The sequence below is a fragment of the Providencia sp. PROV040 genome, from assembly GCF_032706145.1.
GTDB classification, from domain to species: Bacteria; Pseudomonadota; Gammaproteobacteria; order Enterobacterales; family Enterobacteriaceae; genus Providencia; species Providencia hangzhouensis.
Window position 1 is genome coordinate 3,656,906 of record NZ_CP120530.1, and the last position, 13,038, is coordinate 3,669,943.

Consider the following 13,038-nt stretch of genomic DNA (forward strand, 5'->3'; position numbering starts at 1 on the left):
TTCCTCGATATTCCCCGTGGGAGTCTTCCCCACGTGGATAGTTCTGATTCATATATAAAAGGGGCCTAAATCAGGCCCCTTCTAACATATAGCAGTACCTGTATAGCAATACCTAAATAAGGGTTTGGGCCTTATTACTCAGCTTCTACTAAGCTTTCTTCTGCTTGAACAGCCAGATCTTGTGAACGACCTTCACGAACGGTGCTTGCTACAGCGCCCAGATACAGTTTGATTGCACGGATTGCATCATCGTTACCAGGGATAACGAAGTCGATACCGTCTGGATCAGAGTTAGTATCAACGATAGCAAATACTGGGATACCCAGGTTGTTTGCTTCTTTAATAGCAATGTGTTCGTGGTCTGCATCGATAACGAACAGAGCGTCAGGTAAACCGCCCATATCTTTGATACCGCCTAAGCTGTTTTCTAACTTACCAAGTTCACGAGTACGCATCAGCGCTTCTTTCTTAGTCAGTTTGTCGAAAGTACCGTCTTGTGATTGAACTTCTAAATCTTTCAGACGTTTGATTGACTGACGAACGGTTTTCCAGTTAGTCAACATTCCGCCTAACCAGCGGTGGTTAACGAAATACTGATCACAGCTGTTAGCAGCTTCTTGAACGGCTTCGCTTGCAGCACGTTTAGTACCGACAAACAGAATTTTGCCTTTACGAGAAGCAATTTTAGTCAACTCAGCCAGAGCTTCGTTGAACATTGGAACAGTTTTTTCCAGGTTGATGATATGAACTTTGTTACGCGCACCGAAAATGAAAGGTTTCATTTTTGGGTTCCAGTAACGAGTCTGGTGACCAAAGTGTACGCCTGCTTGTAACATATCGCGCATGGAAACAGTTGCCATTTAATACCTCTGTATTTAAGTAATTGGGGTTATGCCTCCACAAATCCCATGCTACCGACTCCAAAGCTGCGTTAAAACGCATAAGAGCACCCCGGTGCACGTGTCGATTTGTGTGTGTTATTACACAATTGAGTTTTAAGTTTCGCACATCCAACATTTTATCAACGACTTTATCTTGATGCCATAAAATGACATTTCGATGATGGTGATAAGAAATAAATGGATTGCCGGCGCGCTTTATACCATAAAACCAACCTAGAAGCCAACTTTTGTTGCTTTTTTCGCTCACAAAAATGCCTAAAAGTGGTTTTGATTTAAAGCCATTGACCTGAGCAATATTTAACCATTACTCAGGTCAATTATAGACGCTATTCGGTAAGATAAAAAAGCCTTATTTTTGCAATACCTTCTAGATGGTCTTCGTTACTATTTTTTTGCATTTTGTGCTGTTAAAAGCTCAAAATGAACAAGCTCCACTCCTTTCCTTATCTACTATAAAGTGACTTCGACTTTCGAGTCCGCTCGATAGCTAGTTGGCAGAAAATGCGGTGGCTGTTACCATATATCTCATCGATGTAAAATGGGCTACCTATTTTCCCCCTCTTTTTTAACATGCCATCAAATTCAATGTTGGCATGAATGGACTAAATTCATGGCTATTATTATCAAAACTGAAGAAGATATTCAGAAAATGCGTGTTGCTGGCCGCTTAGCAGCAGAAGTGTTAGAAATGATTGCTCCGCACGTTGTGCCGGGAGTTAGTACGGGTGAATTAGATCGCCTATGTCATCAACATATTGTTGACGTACAGCAAGCTATCCCTGCGTGCCTGAATTATCACGGTTTTCCTAAATCTGTTTGTATTTCTGTCAATGATGTCATCTGCCACGGCATTCCTAGTGATGATAAAATCTTAAAAGATGGCGATATTGTTAATATTGACGTCACCGTTATTAAAGATGGTTTCCATGGCGATACCTCCAAAATGTTTATTGTTGGTAAACCAACCATTCAAGGTGAGCGCCTTTGCCAAGTCACACTAGACAGCTTATATTTAGCAATCCGAATGGTTAAACCGGGTATTCGCTTACGTACTTTAGGTAAAGCCATTCAAGAGTTTGTCGAAAAACAAGATTTCTCAGTTGTGCGTGAATATTGCGGCCACGGCATTGGCCAAGGTTTCCATGAAGAACCACAAGTTCTGCACTATGATGCTGACGACAGTGGCGTGGTTCTACAAAAAGGGATGACTTTTACCATTGAGCCTATGGTCAATACAGGCGATCACCGTATTCGCACCATGAAAGATGGCTGGACAGTTAAAACCAAAGACCGCGGTTGGTCTGCACAATATGAACACACGTTAGTTGTGACGGATAACGGCTGTGAAATCCTCACTCTACGTAAAGAAGAAGAGCCGTTTATCTCTGCAGTATTAGTTAACGAATAATCTTCTCCATTGAGCCTTCCTAACCGAAGGCTCTTCCTCTGTTCATTTTTATCAAAAAACCGTAAGCTGGTAGCTACCCCCCTATTGCTATCAATATGGAAAGATAAAGATGACTGTAAATTCAGCTTCCTACCTCCCCCCTAATCAATTTAGTACTCATGACCTTGAACTTAATTTATTAAGACAACATGTCGATGATTTCGATCAGTGGCTGGAAGAGGCTTTCAACCAAGGTAAAGATGTTGTCGACCTTATTCACTTGCGAAGTGATTACCTTGATGCGTTACTCACTCGATTATGGCAATCCTTTCAATTTGATAAGCAGCCTGATATGTCACTAATCGCCGTTGGGGGTTACGGGCGCCATGAACTACATCCACTTTCTGACATTGATATTTTAGTTTTAAGTAAAAAACCGCTTCCAGAACACATCGCTAACGAAATTGGGCAATTTATCACTCTATTATGGGATTTGCGGTTTGATATCGGCCACAGCGTCCGTTCCCTCGCTGAATGCATTGAAGCCGGAAATGCAGATCTAACCACCGCGACTAATCTCATTGAATCACGGTTAATTTGTGGTGATGTCGCCCTGTTTTTACAATTACAAAAAACTATTTTTAGCGATGATTTTTGGCCTTCCGCGGTCTTTTTTGCTGCAAAAATTGAAGAACAACAAGAACGCCATCAACGCTACCATAGCACTAGCTATAATTTAGAACCCGATATTAAAAGTAGCCCCGGGGGATTACGGGATATCCATACCTTACTATGGGTCGGGCGGCGTCATTTTGGTGCAACCACCGTCGATGAAATGGTAGGTTTTGGTTTTCTCACTGAAGAAGAGCGCCAAGAACTCAAAGAGTGCCTAATATTTTTATGGAAAATTCGCTTTGCGCTCCATTTAGTGGTGAAACGTCATGATAATCGCCTGCTATTTGACCGCCAGTTTAGTGTGGCTCGGTTACTGAGTTATGAAGGCGAAAAAAACCAACCCGTTGAACTAATGATGAAAGATTTCTATCGCGTCACTCGCCGTGTTCGGGAACTCAATCAAATGCTATTGCAGTTATTTGATGAAGCTATTTTAACGCTTAACCCCAACGAAAAGCCCCGTCCTATTGATTCTCTATTCCAATTACGTGGATCATTGATTGACGTTATTGATGAAGAGTTATTTATCAAGCAGCCAGCCGCTATTTTAAAAATGTTTTACCAAATGGCTCGCTACCCAAATATTACAGGGATCTATTCCACTACTTTACGGCAACTACGTTATGCGCGGCGCAACCTTTCAGTGCCATTATGTGAAATCCCTGAAGCCCGAAAACTGTTTATCAAAATTCTACGCCACCCTCGCGCCATCAAAGGTGCATTTGTCCCAATGCACCTTCATAGTGTACTGAGCGCTTATACCCCACTCTGGAGCAATATCGTTGGTCAAATGCAGTTCGACCTATTTCATGCATATACCGTTGATGAACACACTATTCGCGTACTGCAAAAAATTGATAGCTTTACGTTAGAAGAAAATCGTCGTGACCATCCACTGTGTGTCAGTGTTTATCCCAAATTATTGCAACCTGAACTTTTACGATTAGCTGCCATTTTTCACGATATAGCTAAAGGCCGATCAGGAGATCATTCCGACCTTGGCTCTGATTTTGTTTATGATTTTGCCTTACTGCATGATTTTTCTGTCAAAGAAGCTGAATTAGCTTCATGGTTGGTTAAAAACCACTTATTGATGTCGGTGACAGCTCAACGGCGTGATATTCAAGACCCCGATGTCATTAAACAATTTGCAGGGGAAGTTAAAACTGTTTCACGGCTTAACTACTTGATGTGTTTAACGGTTGCAGACATTTGCGCGACAAATAGCACACTGTGGAATAGCTGGAAACAAAGTTTAATTCGTGAACTTTTTTTATCTACAGAGCATCAATTAAATCAAGGCATGCAGAGCACCCCTGACTTACGCGAACGCATTCGTCATCATCGTTATCAAGCTTTATCATTACTACGCCAATCATCAATTGATGAAGAAAAACTGCAGGGGTTATGGTCCCGCTGCCATGCCGATTATTTTTTACGTCATACGCCATCCCAATTAGCATGGCATGCTAAGCACTTACTAGCCCATGATTTGAGCCAGCCTTTGGTATTAATCAGCACACAACCTAAACATGGCGGAACAGAAATTTTTATTTGGTGCCATGATAAACCCCATTTATTTGCCGCTGTCGCCAGCGAATTGGATCGGCGAAATTTAAGCATTCACAGTGCTCAAATTTTTACTAACAAAGACAATATGGCCATGGATACCTTCGTCGTTCTTGAGCCTAACGGCAGTCCTCTGTCCAAAGACAGATACGACCACATCCGAAAAATGTTGTTATTAGCCGTTCAGCAACCAGAAATATCACTGCCTAAGCCACGTACTCTACCGTCAAAATTACGTCACTTTACCGTGCCAACAAAAGTCAATTTTCTACATTCCACCAACGACCGTCGCACCTATATGGAACTGTTCGCCTTAGATCAACCAGGTTTATTGGCTCGTATCGGTCATATTTTGGCTCAAATGGAAATTTCTCTATATGGCGCACGCATCACGACAATTGGCGAAAAAGTGGAAGATTTCTTTGTTTTAGCTGATAAGGAACACAAAGCGTTGACTAAAAATATGCAACAAGAGTTATCAGAAAGGTTGACAGAGGCCCTAAAATCGAAGGATAAAATATAGCGTCCATCACATTTTTATGGTGAACGTTCACTTTTTATAACATTCAAGAGGAAAATACAATCAATGCAGCATTTACAAGCGATCATTGAACAAGCGTTCGAAGAGCGAGCCAGTATCACACCAAATACGGTATCAAACTCAGTAAAGCAAGCCGTGTTAGATACCATTGCATTACTCGATAGCGGAGAATTACGTGTAGCTGAGAAAATTGCCGGTGTTTGGGTTACCCATCAATGGCTGAAAAAAGCTGTTTTGTTATCATTTCGCATTCAAGATAACCAAGTGATTGACGGTGCAGAAAGCCGTTATTTCGATAAAGTTCCAATGAAATTTGCGGATTATGACCAAGCTCGCTTCGAAAAAGAAGGCTTCCGAGTCGTTCCTCCTGCCGCTGTTCGTAAAGGCGCTTATATCGCTAAAAATAGCGTATTAATGCCGTCATATGTCAATATTGGTGCTTACGTCGATGCAGGCACAATGGTAGATACATGGGCAACCGTTGGTTCATGTGCACAGATTGGTAAAAACGTGCATTTATCTGGTGGTGTAGGGATCGGTGGCGTATTAGAGCCATTACAAGCTAACCCAACAATTATTGAAGACAACTGCTTTATTGGTGCTCGTTCTGAAGTGGTCGAAGGGGTGATTGTTGAAGAGGGTTCCGTCATTTCAATGGGGGTTTATCTGGGGCAAAGCACCAAAATCTATGACCGTGAAACAGGTGAAATTCATTACGGCCGAGTCCCTGCTGGCTCCGTAGTTGTTTCAGGTAATTTGCCATCTAAAGATGGTCGCTACAGCCTGTATTGCGCCGTCATTGTAAAAAAAGTTGATGAGAAAACTCGCGGTAAAGTGGGTATTAATGAATTATTAAGAACGATTGATGAGTAATTAAACGCCTAAAATCTCACGCCAAACCTGTTACTGGTTTTTATAATAAACTTTTATAGTGAGCCACTGTAATTAGGTTAAAAAACTAAAGCTATCCCGAATCGCATACCCCCGTATGCAACTCGGGTGGCCATATCAGTGTTACTTTTTAATATTAGCGCATTAATTGCAAAGAGAAGTTTGTCAATTTCTACAAATCGCGCATAATATGTCCGTGGCTTTTGCCGTTTACCTCTAATAAAACTGTATTATTTTATTTTTCATTATAATGATGCTGTTTGTGTAATAACATCATTCAATCTATCACCCAAACGAATGGGATAGATAGCTTATTAACGAGAAATAGACCGATATTGTTACGGCCTGCTCACACTATCACTTTGTTCACCGACTCTGTCTCTACAGTAAAGCGAGCTAACATGTACGATAATTTGAAAAGTTTAGGCATCAGTAACCCTCAAGATATTGACCGCTACACCTTACGCCAAGAAGCGAATAATGACATTTTAAAAATTTATTTTCGCAAAGATAAAGGGGAGTTTTTCGCTAAAAGCGTAAAATTTAAATACCCACGCCAGCGTAAAACTATTGCGGATGGTAATAATAATTTCAAAGAAATTAATGAAATTAACACTAACCTACGTTACGCCATTGAAGAACTAGATCAAATTTGCCAAACAGATCAAACTGACATTGATTTAAAACACAAAATTCTCGATGACTTACGCCATCTTGAACATGTGGTTTCAAATAAGATCGCAGAAATTGAAGCAGATCTAGAAAAATTGACCCGTAAATAATTTACAGGTGAAATGATTAATTTACTGCGCCGTAGCACTGCCAATATTTATCATTAATATAGGTAATACTACGGTGCAGACATTTAAAGCAGCTCCGCCCATGCTTCAACCCAAGGCTTAGCAAACTCCTCAGGAACATCCACCTCAATTGCATCAATAAATAAAATATCGCCAATACGGGTCGCTGATTGTTCAGCTAACAGTTCATCGAAACGAATACCTGCGCCACAAAAACTTTCATAGCTGCTATCACCTAAAGCAATTATTCCGTAACGTAAATCAGGTTGATAACCGACAACATCTTTGATTTCACTATATAACGGAGCGATGGTGTCAGGTATATCCCCTTGCCCTGTAGACGAAGTCACAATAAGTGCAATTTCATTGCCTGAATTATAGAGTTGCCAATCGCTCAAGGTGGGCTCATCAAAAACAACCACTTCATGCCCTTGCTGCTCTAAAATTTCTTGTGCTGTTTCCGCAACAGCTAAAGAGTTACCATAGACAGTTCCAACAAAAATGCCTATTTTTGACATAACATTCCCTCTATTTCATAGTTAACTTGATGAGTTAATAACGTTTATCCCTAATTTTGCAACTGTATCTGACCATCCAAATTGCTCAATTAATGATAACCATTGTGTATCCCACGTAGCCACTAACGATATATTTTCTTTTGTTATTGGGTGATTTAAATTTAATAAGCTGGCATGTAACATCAGGCGAGACACTGAAAAATGCGTATTCACCCCTCGGTTTTGGCGTAAGTCTCCATGCTTGCTATCACCAATAATAGGGTGACGAAGATGAGACATATGCCTTCTCAATTGATGTTTACGGCCAGTTTCAGGTTTTAACTCAACTAAACTAAATCTTGATGTTTCATATCGCCCAATCGCAATAGCGCATTCAACTGTCGCTATCGGTTTACAGTGGGTAACGCATTCCTGTAAAACAGGTTCACGTGATGCATGTTTATCCGCAATTTTATCTAACTCTTCTAATAGCGGGTAATCGATGGTTTGCTCTTCGGTTAAATAACCGCGAACGACAGCGTGATACACTTTTTCTAACTGATGGTTTTCAAATTGAGCCGATAACAGCCTTGCGACGTCGCTCGATAACGCAAATAGTAATATACCTGATGTCGGCCTATCGAGGCGATGAATGGGGTAAACATACTGGCCAATTTGGTCACGTAGTGTCTGCATCACAAATACGGTTTCTTTACTGTCCAGCCAACTGCGATGCACTAACATACCAGCAGGCTTATTAACCGCTACCATATATTCATCGTGATAAATAATTTCCAGCATCAATAAATTACCCGCAGGTCTTAGTGGAGAAAAAACCATCTAACTCACGCAAATAATTGATAAGTAGCGTGTATTGTTCTTCTTCATCATGCTTATACGCTTCTTCAAAATAAGGAGCGACCGCAAAATTAGTTGGCAGCGTAGCCCCTTGTTCAATTAACATTTGTAGACGAGGTATTAAAATCCACTGCAGCCACTCTATAGCCTCCATCGTATCAATACAAAAAGGCTCTACGCTGTTAAAAGCCTCGGGTGAAGGTGGCTGTTCATTCCAAAGAGATTTTAATTTCATTTCCTCTTCTAAGTGACGAAGTTTCTCAAAAATACGTTGTTCAATATTCATACTTAAACTCATTTAGTGATGGCTGCAGCAAATATACGGTATTTTCTATCATAATTCTGTCGGATACATGGGGTTAAGCCTCAGCAAATACAAGTTTATTTATTTTGCATATCGATAATAATTATTATCGTAGCTATTAATCGAACAACTCATTTAATAAGATTCGTTTATATTTTGTTGCAGATAGCACATGTAAGATTAAATGTTTTATCAATTTAGTACTTACAGAATAATTAACAACAAAATGGTTTATCTATGGGACGACTAAAACAGTGGCGCAAGGAAAATAAAGTCTGGAAAGCTTTAAACTCTAACTATATTGAATTAAAAAGAAAAATACGCATTTCAAAGCTGCCTTCGTCACAATATCAGCATTATCAAGTTATGTGCCAAAACTACCGTAGTGCGCAATTTTCTTCAGTTATTGAAGGCGTTCCTCATTTTATCGAACGCCCTATAAATAAGTATCTACATAAAAGCTGGAGCGGAAAACAAAAACTATCAACCGCCAGCTACACGCTCAGTTTAATTGAAAGTACATTCAAGCCCGAAGCTATTGAAGCTATGTTTTCTGCTAAGCGAGAAGGGCTTCTCGTGGCAAACATTGAATTAAAATCAGGAGAGTTTGCTCAATTAACATTGATTTACTCTCAATACCCTCGAGAAGGCGACCTCACTTTACACTTGAGAAATGAGACCGGTGACGATATTTATTTAATGAGTTTTTCCTTCGGCCCAGAAGGACAATTGTACGTGTGCTCTTTGCAAGGCCCTTCCACTGAACAAAGTGTCGATCAAGTTAGGTTGATAACTAAGCAAATGCACGGTATGAGGCCCAAAAATTTATTAATGTCAGCGGTTTATGCAGTAGCAGCCTTCTTTGATGTAAAATCAATATTAGGAATTTCAAACCAGTGTCATATTAAGAGCCAGCATTTGAAATCAAGCTATGATACGTTTTGGCAAGAATGCGGTGCCACGAAAACACCTGATGGTTGGTTCCAATTACCTATTCAAGAACCTGTACGAGATATAGAGTCAGTGAAAAGCCAGCGTCGTGCTGAATTTCGCCGCCGAGAAGCGCTCCGAGATTCCATGACCCAAGATATTATTGCTTCGCTAACTAAAAATTCAATTAGATTAGAACATTGATTTAAATAAATTAAAGTATCTTTAATTTTTTCACATCACTCCGCTACAATAGGTATTAACTAAAAAAGCCAGTCAACCGAAGCTGACTGGCTCATACTTTAAAATTTACGCATCCTGCAAATGACTTCCCGTCATTCAACATCCTGTTGATTAAAACAAATTTATAGATTTATCACCTAATCGCGTTCCATCGCCTTGTTTTAAACAATTTTTACACCTCACATGAAGGTATAAAAAGCTAAACGAGTTTACCCTGTCCAGCGCGATAAGAATGCATTAAATCTATTAATGAAACAACCTAGCAAAATAAACAATAACACGGTAAAAATACGCAAAAAGTACAAACCAGATAGTAACGCCATGAAATTAAAAGTTAAATAATTATCATTACAATATAAAGAACATTTTTTAAGAAATTACTTAGCTTAATTGTAGGCATTTACTTACACAAACTCGCTTAAAAACACTTACCCCTGAGGCTCAACAACAACCACTAGCTCATCGAGAAAACTTGTTAAATTCGAAGAAAGTACACGCCTTTCCTGACTACCAAATTTTTCTAATATAATTTCCCCCGTGAGATTGCACATTGATATCATTTCAATCTCTGATTCCAACGTTGCAATGAATAGCGTGGGTGATAGTTTTAAACGCTTTTGAGTCACTAAATGACCAATTAAATTTTCTTGCAAACGAATGAAATCATCTTCATTCCACACCTGTACTAAACTCAGCGTAATATCACGAAATGTGGCTTTCATATCGCCAGCAAGCTGTGCAGTATAAAAAGCATGAATATCACCTTGTAAATTAATCTCCAATGCTGTCGCAACTTTATCTAAGCTCGCATCCTTTATTGGAAATGGTTGAGGTTCCCAGTAAACCCAGTTTTCACCTGTGCGGACAATACATGGCGATGGAATACCATATAAGTCTGTTGAGGCGGGAGGTAACCCCGTTTGTTGGTGCCATTGTGAAACATATTTCTGAGTAAAATTATGTAGTGCGGCAGAATGTGAAGTATTCATAATTATGTGTTTTTTGTCGTCAATTTAAAGAGAAAGGCGTCAATGTTGTCGATAAATGGTATTATGACAGAAGTTCACAGACGAAGAAAATATCCCAATTTTACCTATTAGCCTCATTTTCAGTTTATGAAGTATAAGGACCTATATGTCACACTACCAGAATAATCCCGCACTTAATAATTTAACTCTTGGAAAGAAAACGGATTATCATGATCAGTATGATGCCACATTATTACAAGCTGTCCCTCGTAGCTTAAATCGTGATCCTTTAGCCATTCACGCTAAAGCACTTCCATTTCACGGTGCTGACATTTGGACAATGTATGAGCTTTCATGGCTAAATCAGCGCGGTGTTCCCCAAGTAGCAATCGGCTCGATTAGTGTTGATGCAAATAGCGAAAACTTAATTGAATCTAAGAGCTTTAAGCTTTACCTAAATAGTTTTAACCAAACACGTTTTGAAACTTGGGAAAATGTGCGAAGCGCTTTGCAAAATGATTTAAGCCGCTGTGCTAATGGCCAAGTAAGCGTTACACTTCATAAATTAGAGCACTTTGCTCATCAACCTATCCAGCCATTACTTGGCGAATGTATTGATGAACAAGAGATTGATATTGATAATTATGAGTTTAATCGAGATTATTTGGCGAATAGCACCCAACAACAGGTTGTTGACGAAACGTTAGTGAGCCATTTATTAAAATCAAACTGTTTAATTACCAACCAACCTGACTGGGGCTCTGTGCAGATCCACTATTGTGGACCCAAAATTGATCGTGAAGCCTTATTACGCTACTTGGTCTCATTTCGCCATCATAATGAGTTTCACGAACAATGCGCTGAACGCATTTTCACTGATATTATGCAATTGTGTAAACCTGAAAAATTAAGTGTTTATGCACGCTATACTCGCCGTGGAGGGCTTGATATAAACCCATGGCGTAGTAATGAAGAATTTACGCCAGAACTAGGTCGTTTATCACGACAATAAGTATATATAGTTGAAAAGTAAGTGTAATTAATACATTTGCAGTACAATTCACATATCAAGAACCCATGGGGTAAAGGAGTACTACTTGATTACTCATATCAGTCCATTAGGATCTATGGATCTACTCTCTCAACTTGAAGTTGATATGCTAAAACGCACGGCCAGTAGCGATTTGTACCAATTATTTCGAAATTGTTCTTTAGCCGTTTTGCATTCAGGCAGCTTAACTGATAGCAGTAAAGAGCTATTAGAAAAAAGTAAAGATTTTGATATCAATGTATTACGCCGTGAGCGTGGCGTTAAGCTTGAACTTATCGACCCACCAGAAAAAGCTTTTGTTGATGGTAAAATTATTCGCACCTTACAAGCAAACCTATTTGCCGTATTGCGTGACATTCTATTCGTCCATGCGCAAATTACGCATGCCAAAGAACAATTTAATTTAGACCTCGAAAATGGCACACATATTACCAATATGATTTTCTCTATCTTGCGTAATGCCCGAGCCCTGCATATCGATGAAGACCCGAGTATGATTGTTTGCTGGGGCGGCCACTCAATTAATGAAATTGAGTACCAATATGGCCGTAAGGTAGGTAATGAGCTTGGGTTGCGTGAGTTAAATATCTGTACAGGCTGTGGCCCGGGTGCTATGGAAGCACCGATGAAAGGTGCAGCAGTTGGCCATGCACAACAACAATACAAAAATAGCCGTTTTATCGGCTTAACTGAGCCTTCAATTATCGCCGCTGAGCCACCAAACCCATTAGTGAACGAACTCATCATTATGCCTGATATCGAAAAACGTTTAGAGGCATTCGTTCGATTAGGTCATGGGATTATTATTTTCCCAGGAGGTGTCGGTACCGCCGAAGAGTTACTGTATTTATTGGGTATTTTAATGGACCCAGCCAACAGTGAACAAGTTCTACCACTGATTTTAACGGGCCCAAAAGAAAGTGCAGAATACTTTGAAGTATTAGACGACTTTATTCGACACACTTTAGGTGATGAAGCCAGTAAGCATTACCAAATTATTATTGATGATGCTCAAGAAGTCGCTCGTGTAATGAAACGCAGCATGCCACAAGTTAAAGAAAATCGCCGTAGCACAGGTGATGCCTATAGCTTCAACTGGTCAATTAAAATTGCTCACGATTTACAACATCCATTCGAACCAACGCATGAAAATATGGCATCACTGAACCTCCACCCAGGGCAAGCACCTGAGAAACTGGCTTCAGATTTACGCCGCGCTTTCTCCGGTATTGTGGCTGGTAACGTGAAGGAATTTGGTATGAAAGCCATCGAAAAACATGGGCCATTCAAAATTCACGGCGATAGTGAGCTAATGAAGCGTATGGATGTGTTATTACAAGGCTTCGTTGAGCAACATCGTATGAAATTACCGGGTGGTACGGCATACGAACCTTGCTATGAAATCGTGAAATAAGTAAATGT

The 13,038-nt window shown here is 39.9% G+C and carries 12 protein-coding genes; 7 read left to right on the forward strand and 5 right to left on the reverse strand.

Annotation, left to right across the window (positions count from 1 at the left end; translation table 11 throughout):
• Positions 1–134 precede the first annotated feature (134 nt).
• Positions 135–860, reverse strand: a complete 726-nt coding sequence (rpsB, locus tag P3L40_RS16975) for a 30S ribosomal protein S2 (protein WP_004257504.1) — start codon at positions 858–860, stop codon at positions 135–137.
• A gap of 652 nt (positions 861–1,512) precedes the next feature.
• On the opposite strand from rpsB, the gene map reads away from it, so the two are divergent.
• The 4 genes from map (at position 1,513) to P3L40_RS16995 (ending at position 6,747) form a co-directional block, all read left to right on the forward strand.
• Positions 1,513–2,310, forward strand: a complete 798-nt coding sequence (map, locus tag P3L40_RS16980; protein WP_036957992.1) for a type I methionyl aminopeptidase — start codon at positions 1,513–1,515, stop codon at positions 2,308–2,310.
• Positions 2,311–2,419: 109 nt separating this feature from the next.
• Positions 2,420–5,056: a bifunctional uridylyltransferase/uridylyl-removing protein GlnD gene (glnD, locus tag P3L40_RS16985; protein WP_210853210.1), complete on the forward strand. Its 2,637-nt coding sequence runs from the start codon at positions 2,420–2,422 to the stop codon at positions 5,054–5,056.
• A gap of 63 nt (positions 5,057–5,119) precedes the next feature.
• Positions 5,120–5,947, forward strand: a complete 828-nt coding sequence (gene dapD / locus P3L40_RS16990; protein WP_144141028.1) for a 2,3,4,5-tetrahydropyridine-2,6-dicarboxylate N-succinyltransferase — start codon at positions 5,120–5,122, stop codon at positions 5,945–5,947.
• A gap of 419 nt (positions 5,948–6,366) precedes the next feature.
• A complete protein-coding gene (locus P3L40_RS16995; protein ID WP_004908747.1) occupies positions 6,367–6,747 on the forward strand; it encodes a DUF3461 family protein in 381 nt (126 codons plus the stop codon).
• A gap of 83 nt (positions 6,748–6,830) precedes the next feature.
• On the opposite strand, the gene P3L40_RS17000 is transcribed toward P3L40_RS16995, so the two are convergent.
• Genes P3L40_RS17000 through P3L40_RS17010 form a run of 3 tightly spaced genes read right to left on the reverse strand, consistent with a single transcriptional unit; the run spans position 6,831 to position 8,406 of the window.
• Positions 6,831–7,283, reverse strand: a complete 453-nt coding sequence (locus P3L40_RS17000) for a flavodoxin (protein ID WP_004257522.1) — start codon at positions 7,281–7,283, stop codon at positions 6,831–6,833.
• A 21-nt stretch (positions 7,284–7,304) separates the two neighbouring features.
• The gene (truC, locus tag P3L40_RS17005) at positions 7,305–8,063 is read right to left on the reverse strand and encodes a tRNA pseudouridine(65) synthase TruC (RefSeq protein WP_004257524.1); all 759 of its coding nucleotides are present in this window, start codon (positions 8,061–8,063) and stop codon (positions 7,305–7,307) included.
• A gap of 7 nt (positions 8,064–8,070) precedes the next feature.
• A complete protein-coding gene (locus P3L40_RS17010) occupies positions 8,071–8,406 on the reverse strand; it encodes a YqcC family protein (RefSeq protein WP_196725194.1) in 336 nt (111 codons plus the stop codon).
• Between the two features lie 255 nt (positions 8,407–8,661).
• Here P3L40_RS17010 and P3L40_RS17015 point away from each other — a divergent pair, with 255 nt between their 5' ends.
• Positions 8,662–9,558 (forward strand): DUF535 family protein, encoded by an 897-nt coding sequence (locus P3L40_RS17015; protein ID WP_210853208.1) that lies wholly within the window; start codon positions 8,662–8,664, stop codon positions 9,556–9,558.
• A gap of 467 nt (positions 9,559–10,025) precedes the next feature.
• On the opposite strand, the gene syd is transcribed toward P3L40_RS17015, so the two are convergent.
• Positions 10,026–10,586, reverse strand: coding sequence for a SecY-interacting protein (syd, locus tag P3L40_RS17020; RefSeq protein WP_004257535.1), 561 nt, complete (start codon positions 10,584–10,586; stop codon positions 10,026–10,028).
• Positions 10,587–10,731: 145 nt separating this feature from the next.
• Between syd and queF the strand changes: the two genes are divergently transcribed.
• Both queF and ppnN read left to right on the forward strand, forming a co-directional pair.
• Entirely contained in the window at positions 10,732–11,577 is an 846-nt protein-coding gene (gene queF, locus P3L40_RS17025) for an NADPH-dependent 7-cyano-7-deazaguanine reductase QueF (RefSeq protein WP_136134311.1), read from the forward strand.
• An 85-nt stretch (positions 11,578–11,662) separates the two neighbouring features.
• Positions 11,663–13,030 (forward strand): nucleotide 5'-monophosphate nucleosidase PpnN, encoded by a 1,368-nt coding sequence (ppnN, locus tag P3L40_RS17030; RefSeq protein WP_036957994.1) that lies wholly within the window; start codon positions 11,663–11,665, stop codon positions 13,028–13,030.
• The last annotated feature ends 8 nt before the right edge of the window (positions 13,031–13,038 follow it).

What these genes read in the sequence shown, in the direction of transcription:
- rpsB (WP_004257504.1), bottom strand. Translation starts at nt 860, where the DNA reads ATGGCAACTGTTTCCATGCGCGATATGTTACAAGCAGGCGTACACTTT.
- map (WP_036957992.1), top strand. Translation starts at nt 1,513, where the DNA reads ATGGCTATTATTATCAAAACTGAAGAAGATATTCAGAAAATGCGTGTT.
- glnD (WP_210853210.1), top strand. Translation starts at nt 2,420, where the DNA reads ATGACTGTAAATTCAGCTTCCTACCTCCCCCCTAATCAATTTAGTACT.
- dapD (WP_144141028.1), top strand. Translation starts at nt 5,120, where the DNA reads ATGCAGCATTTACAAGCGATCATTGAACAAGCGTTCGAAGAGCGAGCC.
- P3L40_RS16995 (WP_004908747.1), top strand. Translation starts at nt 6,367, where the DNA reads ATGTACGATAATTTGAAAAGTTTAGGCATCAGTAACCCTCAAGATATT.
- P3L40_RS17000 (WP_004257522.1), bottom strand. Translation starts at nt 7,283, where the DNA reads ATGTCAAAAATAGGCATTTTTGTTGGAACTGTCTATGGTAACTCTTTA.
- truC (WP_004257524.1), bottom strand. Translation starts at nt 8,063, where the DNA reads ATGCTGGAAATTATTTATCACGATGAATATATGGTAGCGGTTAATAAG.
- P3L40_RS17010 (WP_196725194.1), bottom strand. Translation starts at nt 8,406, where the DNA reads ATGAATATTGAACAACGTATTTTTGAGAAACTTCGTCACTTAGAAGAG.
- P3L40_RS17015 (WP_210853208.1), top strand. Translation starts at nt 8,662, where the DNA reads ATGGGACGACTAAAACAGTGGCGCAAGGAAAATAAAGTCTGGAAAGCT.
- syd (WP_004257535.1), bottom strand. Translation starts at nt 10,586, where the DNA reads ATGAATACTTCACATTCTGCCGCACTACATAATTTTACTCAGAAATAT.
- queF (WP_136134311.1), top strand. Translation starts at nt 10,732, where the DNA reads ATGTCACACTACCAGAATAATCCCGCACTTAATAATTTAACTCTTGGA.